At 65.7% G+C, this 16273-nt stretch carries 16 protein-coding genes; 4 read left to right on the top strand and 12 right to left on the bottom strand.

Features of this window, described 5'->3' with window-relative positions:
- Window positions 1-11: 11 nt before the first annotated feature.
- From CS1BSM3_RS16150 to CS1BSM3_RS16135, 4 genes are all read right to left on the bottom strand, one after another.
- The gene (locus CS1BSM3_RS16150) at window positions 12-830 is read right to left on the bottom strand and encodes an ABC transporter permease (protein ID WP_072388607.1); all 819 of its coding nucleotides are present in this window, start codon (window positions 828-830) and stop codon (window positions 12-14) included.
- Between the two features lie 5 nt (window positions 831-835).
- Entirely contained in the window at window positions 836-1636 is an 801-nt protein-coding gene (locus tag CS1BSM3_RS16145; RefSeq protein WP_072388605.1) for an ABC transporter ATP-binding protein, read from the bottom strand.
- Complete coding sequence (locus CS1BSM3_RS16140; RefSeq protein ID WP_244540535.1) at window positions 1615-2367, bottom strand: ABC transporter permease; 753 nt, start codon at window positions 2365-2367, stop codon at window positions 1615-1617. Before CS1BSM3_RS16140 ends, CS1BSM3_RS16145 begins: the two co-directional genes overlap by 22 nt.
- 92 nt (window positions 2368-2459) lie before the next feature.
- A complete protein-coding gene (locus CS1BSM3_RS16135) occupies window positions 2460-3455 on the bottom strand; it encodes an ABC transporter substrate-binding protein (protein WP_083528649.1) in 996 nt (331 codons plus the stop codon).
- A gap of 401 nt (window positions 3456-3856) precedes the next feature.
- On the opposite strand from CS1BSM3_RS16135, the gene CS1BSM3_RS16130 reads away from it, so the two are divergent.
- The gene (locus tag CS1BSM3_RS16130; protein WP_143149235.1) at window positions 3857-4237 is read left to right on the top strand and encodes a hypothetical protein; all 381 of its coding nucleotides are present in this window, start codon (window positions 3857-3859) and stop codon (window positions 4235-4237) included.
- A gap of 25 nt (window positions 4238-4262) precedes the next feature.
- Here the strand turns inward: CS1BSM3_RS16130 and CS1BSM3_RS16125 are convergent, their stop codons facing one another.
- Both CS1BSM3_RS16125 and CS1BSM3_RS16120 read right to left on the bottom strand, forming a co-directional pair.
- Window positions 4263-5411: an aminotransferase class V-fold PLP-dependent enzyme gene (locus CS1BSM3_RS16125; RefSeq protein ID WP_072388601.1), complete on the bottom strand. Its 1149-nt coding sequence runs from the start codon at window positions 5409-5411 to the stop codon at window positions 4263-4265.
- Window positions 5412-5493: 82 nt separating this feature from the next.
- Window positions 5494-6189: a matrixin family metalloprotease gene (locus CS1BSM3_RS16120; RefSeq protein ID WP_174263701.1), complete on the bottom strand. Its 696-nt coding sequence runs from the start codon at window positions 6187-6189 to the stop codon at window positions 5494-5496.
- Between the two features lie 260 nt (window positions 6190-6449).
- On the opposite strand from CS1BSM3_RS16120, the gene CS1BSM3_RS16115 reads away from it, so the two are divergent.
- Complete coding sequence (locus CS1BSM3_RS16115; RefSeq protein WP_072388598.1) at window positions 6450-7028, top strand: biotin transporter BioY; 579 nt, start codon at window positions 6450-6452, stop codon at window positions 7026-7028.
- Window positions 7029-7208: 180 nt separating this feature from the next.
- Here the strand turns inward: CS1BSM3_RS16115 and CS1BSM3_RS16110 are convergent, their stop codons facing one another.
- From CS1BSM3_RS16110 to pimA, 5 genes are all read right to left on the bottom strand, one after another.
- Entirely contained in the window at window positions 7209-7745 is a 537-nt protein-coding gene (locus CS1BSM3_RS16110; RefSeq protein WP_072388596.1) for an RNA 2'-phosphotransferase, read from the bottom strand.
- Window positions 7746-7759: 14 nt separating this feature from the next.
- A complete protein-coding gene (locus CS1BSM3_RS16105) occupies window positions 7760-8455 on the bottom strand; it encodes a hypothetical protein (RefSeq protein ID WP_072388594.1) in 696 nt (231 codons plus the stop codon).
- Window positions 8456-8546: 91 nt separating this feature from the next.
- Window positions 8547-9701 (bottom strand): acyl-CoA dehydrogenase family protein, encoded by a 1155-nt coding sequence (locus CS1BSM3_RS16100; RefSeq protein ID WP_072388592.1) that lies wholly within the window; start codon window positions 9699-9701, stop codon window positions 8547-8549.
- 131 nt (window positions 9702-9832) lie between these two features.
- Window positions 9833-11038: an acyl-CoA dehydrogenase family protein gene (locus tag CS1BSM3_RS16095; protein ID WP_072388590.1), complete on the bottom strand. Its 1206-nt coding sequence runs from the start codon at window positions 11036-11038 to the stop codon at window positions 9833-9835.
- Window positions 11039-11104: 66 nt separating this feature from the next.
- Window positions 11105-12790 (bottom strand): dicarboxylate--CoA ligase PimA, encoded by a 1686-nt coding sequence (pimA, locus tag CS1BSM3_RS16090; RefSeq protein ID WP_072388588.1) that lies wholly within the window; start codon window positions 12788-12790, stop codon window positions 11105-11107.
- A 245-nt stretch (window positions 12791-13035) separates the two neighbouring features.
- On the opposite strand from pimA, the gene leuC reads away from it, so the two are divergent.
- Window positions 13036-14451, top strand: a complete 1416-nt coding sequence (gene leuC / locus CS1BSM3_RS16085) for a 3-isopropylmalate dehydratase large subunit (RefSeq protein WP_072388586.1) — start codon at window positions 13036-13038, stop codon at window positions 14449-14451.
- Between the two features lie 131 nt (window positions 14452-14582).
- Window positions 14583-15680 carry a zinc-binding dehydrogenase gene (locus tag CS1BSM3_RS16080; RefSeq protein WP_072388584.1) on the top strand — a complete coding sequence of 366 codons (1098 nt, stop codon included), beginning with the start codon at window positions 14583-14585 and terminating at the stop codon, window positions 15678-15680.
- A gap of 78 nt (window positions 15681-15758) precedes the next feature.
- On the opposite strand, the gene CS1BSM3_RS16075 is transcribed toward CS1BSM3_RS16080, so the two are convergent.
- Window positions 15759-16124, bottom strand: coding sequence for a DUF3597 domain-containing protein (locus tag CS1BSM3_RS16075; RefSeq protein ID WP_072388582.1), 366 nt, complete (start codon window positions 16122-16124; stop codon window positions 15759-15761).
- Window positions 16125-16273 lie beyond the last annotated feature (149 nt).

The following is a 16273-nucleotide window of genomic DNA, read 5'->3' as shown; positions in this document are numbered from 1 at the left end:
CGTGTGAATGCTCATGCTGCTGCCGGCGCCGGCGCGCCCTGGGCGATCGGGCGCGGCGAGGCCTGCTGCTGCCGCCGTCCGGCCGACTGCCAAACTACCATACGCCGCTCCAGCCGCCGCGCGATGATGTCGTAGGCGACGGAGAGGACGAGAATGCAAAGAATGCCGGCAAAGACGCGCGGGCTGTCGAGGATCGTGCGGTTCAGCGTGACGAGATATCCGATGCCGGCGGAAGCCGTCAGCATCTCCGCGACGATGACGCCGATGATCGCGAGCGCGCCGCCGAGGCGCAAGCCGCCGAAGACCGTCGGCAGCGATGCCGGGATGATGACCTTGGTGATCTGCTGAGTGACGGTCGCTCCCATGCTGCGCGCAGCGAGAAGGAACTGGGGATCGATCGTGCGGATGCCGGCCGCCGTCGAGAGCATGACGGGGAAGAAGCCATAGATGCCGGCGAACATGACCTTGGATTGCGAGCCGATGCCGAACCAGGCCGTGAAGATCGGATAGAGAATGACGATCGGCACGGCGTAGAGGCTCGAGAAGACCGGCAGCAGCAGATCGCGCAGCACGGCGATGCCGCCGATCGTGGCGCCGGCGACAATGCCGAGGCCGCAGGCGATCACCATCGCAAGGACGACCTCGTAGAGCGTGACGAGCAGAGCCGCCCAGTATTTGTCGAGATCGATCCAGAGCACGGTGAGCGTCTTCGAAAGGCGCGGCAGGAACAGCTCGGGCAAAAGGCCCATCCGGGGCACGAGCTCCCACGCGACGAGCAGTGCGATCAGGATGCCCCAGCGGACGATCTTGGGATCGGGACGTCGCATCATCGACCTCAGTGGGACTTGCGGATCTGCTGCCAGATGCGGTCGCGCAGACGGCCGAACGTGTCGGTCGCCATCATCTCGTAGGTACGCGGGCGCGGCAGGTCGACCATGATGTGATCGATCATGCGGCCGGGACGCGGCGACATCACGTAGACCTCGTCGGCGAGATAGACGGCCTCGGTCAGGCTGTGCGTGATGAAGACGACGGTCTTGTTCGTCGTCGACCAGATGCGCAGCAGCTCGTGGCCCATGGTCATGCGCGTCTGCTCGTCGAGCGCCGCGAATGGTTCGTCCATGAGCAGCACGGGCGGATCCTGCACGAGACCGCGGGCGATCGACACGCGCTGCTTCATGCCGCCCGAAAGCTCATGCGGGTAGCGTTCACCGAAACCACTGAGGCCGACCAGCGAGAGCATGGGCTCGGACCTGCGGCGGCGCTCCTCGCGCGACATGCCGCGCAGGCTCAGGGGGAACTCGATGTTGTCGAAGGTCGTGAGCCAGGGAAAGAGGCTCGCCTCCTGGAAGATGACGCCGACGCGCTCGGGATCCGGCTTCGGGATCGGCGCGCCGTGAACGTGGATGCGGCCTTCGGTATGATCGCGCAGACCTGCCATCATCATGAGCAGCGAGGTCTTGCCGCAACCGCTCGGGCCGACGATGACGATGAAGCGTCCGGCGCCGACCTTCATCGACACGTCGCTGAGTGCCTGAACGCCGCCCTCCGGCCCCGCATACACGTGGCTCACGCGATCGATATCGATCGCGGCGCCCGCTGTCTGGGCTCCCTTCATGTCCGCCACGTACTGCATCGAGCCTCCAGGAAGCGTACGGTTTCGTTGAATGCGATGGCCACCACCGCGAGCATGATGACGCCGGCAAAGAGCTGCGGCATCTGGAAGTTCTCGCCCCAGTTGGAGATCAGGTGACCGATGCCGGTGCGCGAGGCGTACATCTCCGCGATCATCACGCCCGTGAAGTTGAAGATCATGGAGATGCGCAGCGTCTCGAGCAGGACGGGCATCATGCTCGGCACGTAGACGCGCCGCAGGATCTGCAGGGGCGTCGCGCCGAACGAGCGGGCGACGAGAATGTAGTCGGACTTGACGGACTCGACGGCTGCCGTCGCGCTCATGAGCACTACGAACGCGGTGGTGAAGGCGGCGTAGGCGACCTTCTGCTGAAAGCCGATGCCGAAGATCAGAATGAACATCGGCAGGAAAATCGATTTGGGGATGCTGAAGACGTAGAACAGCATCGGCTTGAAGATGGCGCCCGCGTACGGGAACTCCGCGATCGCGACGCCCGCGGCCGCACCGATCGGCACCGCAATGATGAAGGCCACGATCACCTCGAGTGCGGTGATCATGATGGCTTCCTGCACGACCGGCCGCGCGATCTGCGTCTTCAGCATCGCCAGCACTTCGCTGAGCGGCGGCAGAAGCATGGGATTGACGAAGCCCATGCGCGGCGCGAGCTCCCATGCCCCGAGAACAAGGGCCAGGATGGCCATCCGCACGAGAATGATTTGCCAGCGTTTCACGACACGCCCTGATCCACGTGAAGGTCGATGAACGATAGCGGCTGTGCGAAGCTCCTCGCACAGCCGCCTTGCGGCCCGTAGGCCAGCGCGTCTCAGGCCTTCGTCGGGACCGGTTTGAACTTGTCGATGAACACCTCTTTCGGATCGGCCAATTCCTTCATGCCGATGAGGCGGGCGTTCTCGAGCGCACGCTCGACCCACTCGAGCTTGAACTCGCCGGTCCGCGAGATGAGCTTGAGGTTGCGGTCGAGCTCGAAGGCCGCGATCTTCTCGGGGATCTCATCGATCTCGGCAACGAGCTTCACGGCCGCGTCGCGGTTCTTGTCGTCGACGAGGAAGCCGACGCCGCCATAGAGCGCGTTCACGGCCTTCTGTACGACCTCGGGACGATCCTTGATGACCTTGTCGGTGGCGATCCAGCTTCCGGTCGAGTGTGCAGGCACAGCCGTGCCGTAGTCGATCAGGACGCGCGCCACCTTCTCGTCGACGACCTTGTAGGTGAGCGGCGAGTAGAGAACCGTCGCGTCGATATTGCCGGTCAGCAGGTTCGGGACGAGGCCACCACCACCGAGCGGCACGCGCGTGAACTGGATCTTGTGCTCGGCGACCGTCCACAGCGCGAGGATGTCGGTGCCCGATCCGGCCGATGTGATGCCGACCTTCTTGCCCGCGATCTCGGAGACCTTGGTGATCGGCGAATCCGTCTTCACGACGAGCTGCCAGCCATAGTAGCCGTTGGCGGCATTGGCGACGCAGCGGGCGTTGACACCGCGCTTGAGGCCGCCCGCCACGCTCATGGTGGAGTTCATCACGATATCCGCAGCGCCGGCGGCAAGCGCCTCGAAGCCTTCAGCACCGCTGCGGTAGATCGTCAGCTCCGGCTTCAGACCTTCCTTCTCGAAGAGCTTCTGGCGGATCGCCGTCTCGGCGATGATGGTCGGGTAGTAGGTCTTCGTCGGGACGCCGATACGAATGAGGTTCGAGGCCTGGGCGCGCGCGACCCAGGGCATGGCAACCGTCGCACCGATGCCGGCAAGAACCGTGCGGCGCTTCAACTTGGCAGTCGTAATGCGTGGCTTGTCGGCCATTGGATGATTCCTCCCAGGGATGCTTGTTTGGAATGCTTGCAGAAATGCAAACGTCTGTCCCGGATAGGGACGTACATTAACGTGCGTTTGCTCGCATGAACACCATCGTCATAGCGGAGCACGGATGCGCCGCCGCGCAGCGCGAATCAGCCGCCAATTTCAATGACCGGAATATCCGGTGCTGCGGGCTGACCTCGCGCCCATCTTGGAGCGCGCAGTGGTCGTGCCAAACTTCCGCACGATCTTAAGCGGCCATTCACCAAGCAGGACAGTACTCGCACCAATTTCCGGTGAAACAGCTCTGCCCGGCAATTCTAATCAATTCTTACTATCCCCCTTAGCAAATCCTTGCCGCCCGCCCGCTAGAAGTCGTGGGCACCAAGCAGGGGACGGCCAAGAAAATGAAGCTTCCGTACATCGCAGCGCTGGTGGGCGCAGTAGGAATATCGCTGGGCGCGGCTGTGTTCATCGCGGCCGGCAGCACGTCGGGCACGACCGCCACGGCGACGGCAGCGACTGCCGACGTCGTCACGATGTCCATACGCCAGCGCCACACGATCGCAGACATGATCGAGCTGAGCGACGGCATCACCTATGACGACGCCGCGCGCTCCCTCGGCGTACCGGGTCACTTGCAGACGCGCAACGTCGCCGGCATGCCCGGGATCGAGAACGATCCTCGCGTGTCGGTCTACGCCTGGCCGAACCCGGACGGCTCGCGCGTCATCCTCGCATTCCGCAACGACCGCCTGATCCACAGGACGCACGTCGGCCTGCACTGAAGGGCCGCCGCTCAGCAGCGCTGCCTCACCGGAGCTCCCGCCGCAGTGCCGCGACGAGGCGGTCGCAGTCGGCTTCGTCGTTGTAGACGTGAGGCGAGATGCGCAAGCGGCCGAGGCGCGGGGCGGCATAGATCTGCTCAGCGGCCAGACGCTCGACGAGCCCCTCGGGCATACCTTCGGGAAAGCCGAGGCTCAGAATGTGCGGGGCGCGCACGCTTTCGGCCGGTATCGAGATCGGCAGTCCGGCAAGGCCCTCGCCAATGCGATGCGTGAGGGAAGCAAGCCGCGCGACGACCGCGCCCTGGCCCCATGCCGCCATCATCTCCATGCCGATCGAGGCCATCTCCATGGAGATGAAATGATCGCGCTCGCCCATGTCGTAACGGCGAGCATCGGGCACATAGCGCGTGTCGGCGAAATAGACCGGGTTCTCCGCCTTGACATCGCGACGCCCGAAGGCCGTCTGCTCGAGCGGCACACCGCCCTGATGGCGCTTGGCCACATACACGAACCCGCGGCCGTAAGGCCCGAGCACCCACTTGTACGTGGGGAAGATCAGGAAATCGGGATCTAGCTCTTTCACATCGGTCGCGACGACGCCGACACCGTGCGTCGCGTCCACGAGGAAGGCCGCACCCTGACGCCGCAGTGCGGCCTGCACGCGCGCGATGTCGACGAGGCCGCCATCCGACCAGTGCACCGAGGAGATCGAGCAGAGTGAAAGCGGGCGCGCGCCCGGCCGCTCGATGGCCGCAAGGACGGCACTCGTCCAATCGGCATCGGCGGGCTGCGGGACCGTCTCGACGGTGAAGCCCTGGGCTTCGGCCCGCGACTGCCATTCGAGCACGGGCGAGGTGTGGTCGTTTTCCAGTACGAGGACGCGAGAGCCCTTGGCCGGTGCGAGAACCTTGCCGGCGATCGCGACGCCATATCCAACGGACGAGACGAGCGCGATATCGCCAGCGTCAGCGCCAATGAGGCGCGCGGCAGCGGCGCGGGCGCGCTCGTGCTGCCTGTTGGCGAATGAGGCGTCCAGCTTCCAGGGCTGGCCCTTGCGGCCGACGGCCTGGCGCGCCGCCTCCTGCGTCGCGAGCGGCAGCGGACTCCACGAGGCCGCGTTCAGATAGGCAACCTCGCGGGGAATGTCGAAGTGCTGGCGCTGCGAGGCGAGCATGGGACCTCCGGTTCGTCGAGACTGAGAGCGTGTGTGCTCCCAGCTCTACACGATCCGGAGGTGTCCGGCACGTCTGCCTGCCTCACTTCGCGAAGCTGGCCGCCTGCTGGCTGGAAGGGCTGCGGCCGTAAATGCGCACGGCGCCGTCCACGTCACCGGTCTGGAGCGCGCGGAATGTCTCCTGATAGTGCATGGACATGAGCTGCCCATGGCCGCCCGGATGATCGAGGCCGATCGCGTGGCCGATCTCGTGCGCGAACGTGTAGCGCAGATCGTAGACGCCGAGATTGCCGTCGAAGCCGACCTTCCAGCGCTTCTTGGGATTGAAGCAGATGAGCGAGCGCTCGATCGGGCGGACGGCACCGTCGCCCTTGACGTACGCCACGTCGGCGAAGGCGAAAGCGATCGGATCACGCTGCGCGCCGATCTGGATGTCCGGCCGCGTGCCGGGACGTGCGGGCGCGAAGCGAATGTTCGCCACCTGCTCCCACATCTCGAAGGCAGCAGCCGCTTCGCGCTCCAATGTCGCGCGATCGAGGCCCGAGCTCTTCAGGAGATCGTCCATGGGCACCATGGCCCGGCAGTTGCGCGCGTCGCTGAACGTGACCGGCGCCTCGACGAAGCCGTACGTGACCGTCACCGGCTGCGCGTCGGTAACGCCCCAGCGCACGAGGACACCGTTGAAGTCCAGCAGTCTGAAACCCAGAAGTCCTGCCGCTTGCGCACTGCCAACCCCCACCAGCCCGGCCAGCGCCAGGCCAACAAACCATCTTCTCACCTTGTCAGCCCCCCGATCCCTTTTTGCTCGCTCCCACCCACCTCGGGAGCCTACAGGCACGCTAGAGTTGCGCATCGCACAGTAGGGATTTTGTGGCGCGAGCCAAGTCCAGAGTTGAGGCGGATCGTCGCGCTTGTGGAACTTTTTCCGGCAGCGAGAGTGCACCGTGATCTGCATGTCAGACGGCCGCGGATTTGGGCCTTCCATGCGCGGCGAAGTGCGCTAAGAAATCCTGTCTGAAAAACAAAGAGGAGATCGACATGAGCCGCTCTGCTGCCGGCACTCTCTCAACTCCATTCAGCCCTCTTCGCCTGAGCGAGCGATCGCTCGCCGTCCAAGTGGGCGCGGTGCTTTTCGGCACGGCGCTCATGACGGCCTCCTCGTATGTCTCCGTGCCCATGTTCCCCGTGCCCATGACCATGCAGACGCTGGCAGTGACGCTGATCGGCGCGCTGTACGGCTGGCGGCTCGGCGCCATCACCATTGCCGTGTGGCTCATGCAGGGCGCACTCGGCCTCCCGGTCTTCTCCAATGGCACGGGCGGCATCGCGCGCCTTGCGGGCCCGACCGCGGGCTACCTCTTCGCCTTCCCGGTCGCTGCCATGCTCACCGGCTGGCTCGCCGAGCGCGGCTGGACGGGCGATCGCGTCATCAGCGCGTTCACATCCATGCTCATGGGCAATGCGCTTTGCCTCCTGATCGGCGGTGCGTGGCTGGCGGGCATGATCGGCATCGAGAAAGCCTTCTGGGCCGGTGTCGCGCCCTTCGTGCTCGGCGCGATCGTCAAGTCGGCACTCGGCGCAGCGATCCTCAAGGCAACGGTGCGGCGGGCAGCCTAAAGTCATAAAGACGGGGGCTCCGGGGGTGTCCCCCGGGCGGGGTGTGGGGCTGCGGCCCCACTCGCGCCTCCGGCGCGACGAGGGCGCATGCCCCTGGCATGCCTCCGGCATGATCCTCGCGCTCCCGCCGGGAGGGACACCCTCCCGGACCCGCCCGTCTTTTTGACTTGGAGTTTCGGGCTAGCCGAGGAGCGTGAGATAGGCGGGCGCGACGCGCTCCGTGAGCCAGACGCCGTTCTCGGCCTGCCAGAAGACAAGGCCATCGGCGTGCATGCGCGCCGTGGCAACCTCGAAGATGACCGGCGCGCCATGACGCATCCCGACGCGGCGCGCCGTCTCCACATCAGGTGAGAGATGCACGTGGCGCCGCCGTCCAGGCTTCAGGCCCTCGGCGAGGATGGCATCGACGTTGGTGCGCGCCGTGCCGTGGAAAAGCACGGCGGGCGGAACGGCAGTCGGCAAATCCAGATCGATCTCGACCGAATGGCCCTGCGCCGCGCGAATGCGCGCGCCGTCAGCCGAGAGCGTGAAGCGCTGCTTGTCGCTCGTCGCGACGATCTCCAGGAGCATTGCGCGATCGAGCAGGACGCCTGCGGCGTTAGCCTTGGCGATCAGCGCGTCGATGTCCGTCCAGCCGTGAGCATCGAGCTCAAGGCCGATCCGCTCCGGCGCGTGCCGCAGGACGAGGCTCAGGAACTTGCTCGTTTGTTTCGACACGCGAGATCCACGTTTCAGCGATAGATCACATCCGCCTCGATGGTCGTCGGGCTATCCGGGCTCGGCGCGACGAGCGATGCGAGCGGCAGCTTCCACGTCACCTTGCGCTTGTCCGCGGAAAGCTCGCCATTCGTGTTCTCGATACGCTGCCCCGAAAGACTGAGCGTGAGATAGCGGTTGGCGAACATCGCCTTCATGAGCGAGGCGGCCATCTGCGCGGCCTCGGCCGAGATCTCCGGCTGCTTGGCCGGGACCATCGCCATCTTGAGGCGATAGCCGGGCGCGCCCGTGAGGCGCGTAAGCGATACATCCTGCTTCGGTACGGCATCCGCGTGCGGCACTTCGACTTTCTTCGCGCTCTCGACGGCCGCAATGGGATCCGAGACATCGAAGACGATCGTGCAGGTTTCCATGTCGCCGCGCTTGCCACGCTTGCTCTCGACCGAGCGCACACCAGCGGGCAACGGCTCGTTCGCGGGCCAGGGCTTGCCGCAGTCGCCGAATAAGTTGAGGCCTTCCGCGCCTGCCTGCTTGGCAATCGCGGGGTTGGTCGCGAGCGCGACAAGCTCGGCGGAAAGCGCCATCTCTATTTCGACACGCGCCTCGCCGTTCTCGCGGAACGTGGCCTCCTTGGTCAGCTCGAGGCAGCCCGCGAGCGACAGCGACATCCCCAGCGCTGCGCCCGTCATGGTCTTTCGGACAATCGTCATGGCATCCCCCTCCCCCGCCTGAGGAACTCGCGTCCATAGCAGAACGGGAGCCGCACGGCTCCCGTCAGTCACGTCGAAACTGTGGGCGCTTTTATGCCGCCAGCAGGCCGCCGGCCTTGGTGAGCTCGCGCAGATGGTGATCGGCATTGCCGAACATGAGATCGATCATGGTCAGCCGCTTGAAGTAGTGGCCGCCCTTGTACTCCATGGTCATGCCGATGCCGCCGTGGAGCTGGATGGCTTCCTGCCCGACGTGCCGCGCCGACTTGCCGATCTGGACTTTCACGGCGTGCATGGCGCGGCGGCGCTCGCTCTCGTCCGGCTCGTCGACCATGACGCAGGCATAGAGGGCCATGCTCTTCGCCTGCTCGACGGAGACGAACATGTCGACGGAGCGGTGCTGCAGCACCTGGAAGGAGCCGATCGGCACGCCGAACTGCTTGCGCGTCTTGAGGTACTCGACGGTCAGCTCGTGCAGCGCGTTCATGCCGCCGACGGCCTCGGCGGCGAGATAGGCAATACCGTTCTGCACGGTGCGCTCGATGACGGGATAAGCCTTGCCGGCTTCGCCGATCACGCCGTCGGCGCCGACCTTGACGCCAGAGAGCGTGACGTCGGCGGCGCGCGTACCGTCCTGCGTGGGATAGCCCTTGCGCGTCACGCCCGGCGCGTTCGCATCGACGAGGAAGAGCGCGAGGCCGTCCTTGCTCGCGCGATCGCCCGAGACGCGCGCGGAGACGACGAGCTTGTCGGCGCTGTCGCCGCCGAGCACGACGCACTTCGCGCCTTCGAGCACATAGCCGCCCTTGCCATCGGCCTTCGCACTTGTCGTGACGTTGGCGAGATCGAAGCGCGCTTCCGGCTCCTGGTGCGCGAAGGCGAGCGTGAGCGTGCCGGCCGCAACCTCGGGGATCACGGCGGCCTTCATGGCCTCACCGGCGCCGAGACGAAGTGCCGAGCCGGCGAGGATCACGGTCGGGAAGTAGGGCTCGAGAACCTGCGCGCGCCCGAAGGCCTCGCCGACCAGCATGGTCTCGATGGCGCCCTGGCCCATGCCGCCGTGCTCCTCGGCAAAGGGAATGGCGAGGAGGCCCATCTCGGCGAACTCCTTCCAGAACGCCTCGCTGTAGCCCTTCGCGGACTTCATGAGCTCGGTGCGCGTCTTGATCTCGGCATAGCGGTTGGCCGTGAGCCGATCGACGTTGTCCTTGAGAAGCTGCTGCTCCTCGCTGAGATCGAAATCCATATTGGTCTCTTCTTTAGTTTGCGGGCAAGTGCCCGCGGTTGTTCGTCTGTGCGGGCTAAGTGGCCCGCTCCAAAACGCCAACGCAGAGCGAGCTTTCACCTCGCAGCCGGGTCGGCCAATACGCGACCGGCTCAGAACCCGAGCACGGCCTTCGCGAGGATGTTGCGCTGGATCTCGTTGGAGCCGCCGTAGATCGAAACCTTGCGATAGTTGAAGTACGTGGGCGCGGCGGGTGCTGCCCACTCGGCGCCGATCGGCTCGTTGTGGCCGATCATGTCGTCCTCGTCGTTCGCGTAGGGGATCGCGAGCGGGCCGGCGAGCTCCATGAGCAGCTCGGTGACCGTCTGCTGGATCTCGGAGCCCTTGAGCTTGAGCATGGAGGTTGCGGGGTTGGGCTTGCCGCTCTTGTTGCCGCGCTCGGCCGCGAGGAAGCGCATCTGCGTCATCTCGAGGGCCTTGAGCTCGACCTCGGCTGCCGCGACCTTCTCGGCGAACTGCGGATCCTCCATGAGCACGCCGCCGCTGCCCGAGGGGACGCGCCTCGCGAGCTCCTTGATGCGCGCGACGCGCATCTTGGAGATGCCGACGCGGGCAATGCCGAAGCGCTCGTTGCCGAGCAGGAACTTCGCGCAGTCCCAGCCGCGATTCTCCTCGCCGATCAGGTTCTCGACGGGCACCTTCACGTCATCGAAGAAGACCTCGTTGACCTCCGAGCCGCCGTCGATGAGCTGGATGGGTCGGCGCGTGACGCCGGGCGTCGTCATCGGGAAGACGATGTAGGAAATGCCGAGCTGCTTTTTCGCGCTCGGATCCGTGCGCACGAGGCAGAAGATCCAGTCGGCGTACTGGGCAAGCGTCGTCCAGGTCTTCTGGCCGTTGACGATGTAGTGGTCGCCCTGACGGACGGCGGTGGTCTTGAGTGAGGCGAGGTCGGAGCCGGAGCCGGGCTCGGAGAAGCCCTGGCACCACCAGTCGTCGAGCGCGGCAATGCGGGGGAGGAACTTCTTCTTCTGCGCGTCAGTGCCGAACTGGATGATCACCGGGCCATTCATGGAAGTATTGAAGGCGAGCGGCGGCGGCACGCCGTTGGACTGCATTTCCTCGAGGAAGATGTACTGCTGGACGGGCGTCCACTCGCAGCCGCCCCAGTCCTTCGGCCAGTTGTAGACGGCCCAGCCCTTTTTATGGAGCGTCTTGTGGGCCGTGACCATGTCCTCCTTGGTCAGGCGGCGGCCCTCGATCGACTTCGAGCGGATCGAAAGCGGAATCTCGGTCTGGAAGAAGCTCCGCACTTCCTGCCGGAAGGCGTTCTCCTCGGGGCTGAAACGCAGGTCCATGGACGGCTCCTCGCTTAGAACTTCCTGATGCTTCGAATTTGGCGGCACATTAGGCTGGCCGACGGCTCAGGTCGAGGCGGGTTCGACTGCGACCGCGCGGCGCGCCGCCTCCTCCGCGACCAATTCTTTCTTGGAGAGCTTGCCCACGGCGGTCTTGGGCAGGCTCTCGCGGAACTCGATGGCCGCCGGCAGCTCGTGACGGCCGATCTTGTCGACGAGGAAGTCGCGGAGCTCATCGAGCGTGAAGGGCGCGGCACCGGCCTTGAGCTTGATGAAGGCCTTGGCGGCCTGGCCGCGATAGGCATCGGGAATGCCGATGACGATCACCTCCTCGACGAACGGGTGCTCGTAGATGGCTTCCTCGATCATGCGCGGATAGACGTTGAAGCCGCCCGAGATGATCATGTCCTTCTTGCGGTCGGTCAGGAAGAAGAAGCCTTCCGCGTCCATGTAGCCGATGTCGCCGGTGAGCAGATAGCCATCGACGAAGGCGGCAGCCGATTCCTCAGGGCGGTTCCAGTAGCCGCGCGTAACGTTCGGTCCCTTGATGCGGATCTCGCCGATCTCGCCGGGCGGCAGCACGCGGCGCGGATTGTCGAGCGCGACCACATCCATGAGGATGCCGGGGAGCGGGAGCCCGATGCTGCCGCGCAGGTCGGGGCGATTCGAGGGGATATTGGCGCCGGCCGGCGCGGTCTCGGTCATGCCCCAGCCGCCGCCGAGTTGGAGGCCGGTGATCGACTTGATCCGGTTCTCGATCTCGATGGGGACGGCAGCGCCGCCGGAGTGGATGCCCTTGAGCGAGGAAAAATCCAGCTTCTCGACGCCGGGGGTGTTGGCGATGGCAATCCACATAGTTGGCACGCCGGAGAAGGTCGTGGCGCGCTTCTCGGTGATGTCGCGGAGCGTCTGCTCGACGTCGAAGCGCAGGCGGAGCAGGATCTCGCTGCCCTGGTCGAGGCCGCGCGTGAGGCAGGCCGTGATGGCGTACATATGAAAGAGCGGGAGCACGCAGATGACGCGCCCCTCGCCCGGCTTCATCGTGGTCTGCGGTGCGGACCACGCCTTGCCGATTTCGACGGCGGCCGTGAGGTTCGCGTGGCTCAGGATGGCGCCCTTGGGCAGGCCCGTGGTGCCGCCCGTGTACTGGAGGAGCACGATGTCGTCCGGCACGACCTCGGGCCATGTGGCGGGCGGGGCGGCGGAGGCCACCTCGTCGAACGACAGGACGCCATTACCGAGAGCCGGCATCGGCGCGGTCGCAGGGGACGGCCCCCACACCGCATCATCGGCGATGATGAGGCGGTCGACGAGGCCGGCCGCCTTGATCTTGAGCGCCACGCCGGCCATGGGGCCGATGTTGGTCGCGATGAGCGTCCGGGCGCCGGAATCCTTGAGCTTGTGGGCGAGCTCGCGCTCGGCGTCGAGCGGCGAGAGGTTCACGACAATGCCGCCGATCTGAGCCACGCCAAACAGCGAGACCGGCTGCGCGGGGCAGTTCGGCAGGTAGAGCGCCACGCGCTCGCCCTTGGCAATGCCGAGCTTCAGGAGCCCGGCGGCAAAGGCCTTCACCCGCTGGCCGTACTCGATAAAGCTGATCTTGCGCTCGCGATACTCGAAGGCCGGCTTACCGCCATAGGTCGCGACGGCGCGGGCGAGCAGGGCGGGCAGCGTGCCGACCACGATCGGTGCGTCCCAGACGACGCCGGGCGGATAGCTCTTTTCCCAGGGGAGGGGGCGCTCGATCGGCATGAGAGGCCGCAGGTGCTCCGTGCAATGAAGCATCAACCTAGGCGCCCGCACCGAGGTTGGCAACGGGCTCGGGAGCGGCGTTCAAATGGTGCGCTGCGGGATCGCGGAGATGCGCAAAGCAGCCATCCGGCAGCGCTGGCGCCGCAGACTTGAAGTCCTGGACAGTTCGGGCATATGAGAAGCATTCAAAGCGGCCTGCCGGCCTCCGGCAGGATCGCATCCGCCTGGAGAGAGAAACCGACACCATGGCCAGCCCGTCCGCTCCAAAGACGCTCTATGACAAGATCTTCGACGATCACATCGTCGACCAGCAGCCGGACGGGACGTGCGTGCTTTATATCGACCGCCATCTCGTGCACGAGGTGACGTCGCCGCAGGCCTTCGAAGGGCTGGCGCTGGCCGGCCGCAAGGTGCGCGCGCCCGACAAGACGCTCGCCGTCGTCGACCACAACGTGCCGACCTCCGATCGCCGCGCCGGCATCAAGGAGGAGGAATCGCGCATCCAGGTCGAGGCGCTCGCAAAGAACGCCAAGGACTTCGGCATCGAGTACTTCAATGAGCTCGATGTGCGCCAGGGCATCGTCCACGTCATCGGACCGGAGCAGGGATTCACGCTGCCGGGCACGACCATCGTGTGCGGTGACAGCCATACGTCCACGCACGGCGCCTTCGGCGCGCTCGCGCACGGCATCGGCACGAGCGAGGTCGAGCACGTGCTCGCGACGCAGACGCTGCTGCAGCGGCGCATGAAGAACATGAAGGTCGAGGTCAAGGGCAAGCTGCCCGAGGGCGTGACCGCGAAGGACATCACCCTCTCGATCATCGGCGAGACGGGAACAGCGGGCGGCACCGGCCACGTCATCGAATACACCGGCGATGCCATTCGCGCGCTCTCGATGGAAGGCCGCATGACGGTCTGCAACATGTGCATCGAGGGTGGTGCGCGCGCCGGCATGGTGGCGCCCGACGAGATCACCTTCGAATATCTCAAGGGCCGGCCGAAGTCGCCCCAGGGCAAGGCCTGGGATATGGCCGTGCGCTACTGGGAAACGCTCCGGAGCGATGAGGGCGCGCACTTCGACAAGGTGCTGACGCTCGATGCGGCCAACCTGCCGCCGGTCGTGACCTGGGGCACGAGCCCCGAGGACGTGATCTCGGTCAGCGGCCGCGTGCCGACGCCCGAGGAGGCGCACAACGAGCAGAAGCGCGCCTCCATTCAGCGTGCGCTCGAGTACATGGGCCTCAAGGGCGGCGAGAAGATCACCGACATCACCATCGACCGCGTGTTCATCGGCTCGTGCACGAACGGGCGCATCGAGGACCTGCGCGCGGCGGCAGCCGTCATCCAGGGCCGCAAGATCAGCCCGAACGTGAGCGGGATGATCGTGCCGGGCTCGGGCCTGGTGAAGGAGCAGGCCGAGGCCGAGGGGCTCGCCAAGATCTTCATGGATGCGGGCTTCGACTGGCGCGAAGCCGGCTGCTCCATGTGCCTCGGCATGAACCCGGACCAGCTCCGCCCGCGCGAGCGCTGCGCCTCGACCTCGAACCGCAATTTCGAGGGCCGCCAGGGCCGCCTCGGGCGCACGCACCTCGTCTCGCCGGCCATGGCGGCGGCGGCGGCGATCGCGGGTCGCTTCGTCGACATCCGCGAGTGGAAGTAGGCGCGCCTGAACTGCGCTCAAGATTTTCGAACGGCAGATCGTGCATAGCGCGGTCCGCCGTTTGTGATTCCTGGATGGCATCAGCGCAACTAGACTGCCCTCAACAGCCGTGAACTCGAGGGAGAATGCCCATGCGCGCCGCCATCCTGCGAAAAGGCAATATCGTCGTCGATCAACTGCCGGACCCGAAGCCCGGTAGCGGCCAGGTGCTCGTGAAGACCCTGGCGTGCGGCATCTGCGGCACGGATCTGCACGCGCGCCTCTATGCCGACCTCATGAACAAGTCGCTGGCGCATGTGCCCTGGCGCAAGAGCATGGACCTTTCGAAGGACATCGTCTTCGGCCACGAGTTCTGCGGGGAGATCATCGAGAACGGCCCCGGCACCGAGGGGCGCTTCAAGCCGGGCGCGCGCGTGACGTCGGTGCCGCGCACGATGGTGGACGGGCGCATCGAGGGTGTCGGCTACTCCGACCGCAATGTCGGCGGCTATGCCGAGCGCATGCTGCTCGGCGAGCGTTTTCTGCTCGAGGTTCCGAACGGCCTTGCGAGCGAGCACGCCGCGCTGAGCGAGCCGCTCGCCGTGGGCGTTCATGCCGTCGCGAAAGCGCGCCTGCAGGATGGTGAAGTGCCGCTCGTGATCGGTTGCGGGCCTGTGGGGCTTGCCGTGATCGCCGCGCTGCGCTTGAAACGGAAGACGGTGAAACTCGGGCCGATCATCGCCTCGGATTTCTCGCCGAAGCGCCGCGAGATCGCGCAGATCATGGGCGCGGACGTGGTCGTCGATCCGGGGAAGGAGTCGCCCTACGCGACGTGGGAATCCTACGCCAAGCTCTCGCCGGAAGAGGCCGCAGCGCTGCCGCCTTCACCGGTCACCGGTCCCGCGACCGTGCGGCCGCAGGTGATCTTCGAGTGCGTGGGCGTGCCCGGCATGATCCAGAATGTGTTCCAGGGCGCCGCGCAGGATGCGCGCGTCATCGTCGTCGGCGTTTCCATGGAAACGGATCACCAGGAACCGCTCATCGCGATCTTCAAGGAGCTGAACCTGCAGTACGTGTTCGGCTACACGGTCGACGAGTTCGCGGTGGCGCTGAAGCTGCTCGGCGATGGCGACGTCGATGGCAGCGCGCTGGTGACGGCGAAAGTCGGGCTCGATGGTGTGGCAGGCGCCTTCGACGAGCTGGCCAAGCCGCAGTCGCAGATCAAGGTGATCATCGAGCCCTGGCGCTGAGCGGATCGATAAGGACCGCCCCACGGCAGATGCCATGGGGCGGATCCGATGTGCCTGCGCGAACGAAAGTTCAGCGCGTTACTTGAGCTCGTCCGGCACTTTGCCGCCGTTGGCGGCGAGCTTGGCCATGACCTGCTTGTGCAGCCACATGTTCATGGTCGCACTGTCGTTCGTGTTGCCGGTGTAGCCGAGCTCCTTGGCCAGCTCCTTGCGCGCGGCAAGGCTGCTGTCGAGCTTCAGGAGCTTCATCAGATCGACGATGGACTTGCGCCAGTCGAACTTTTCCTTGGATGCCTTGGCGAGCGCATCGAGATTGGCGGCGACATCGACTGCGGCTGCCGGCGAACCTGCAGGAGCGGCCGGGCTGCCGGCGGCGGACGGCGCCGGCGATGCGTTTGCCGGCGAGCCGAAAATCGCCGACTTGATTGTATCGAAAATGCTCATGGTGGCCTCCTGCCACTGGATCAGGCGGTCGGCCCGCCCGTGCCGAAGTCTGCCCCCGAGATCCGGGGCCAGCCGCAGTCTAGTCCCCCGAACTGGGGCCGTCTGTGGTCGGAAGCATTGGTTTTGGCGCGAAATTGTCCCTCCAAAAC

Source organism: Hyphomicrobium sp. CS1BSMeth3 (assembly GCF_900117415.1).
Classification (GTDB): Bacteria; Pseudomonadota; Alphaproteobacteria; order Rhizobiales; family Hyphomicrobiaceae.
Note: the sequence above shows the minus strand (reverse complement) of the source record. Positions and strands in the feature narration are given on the sequence as shown.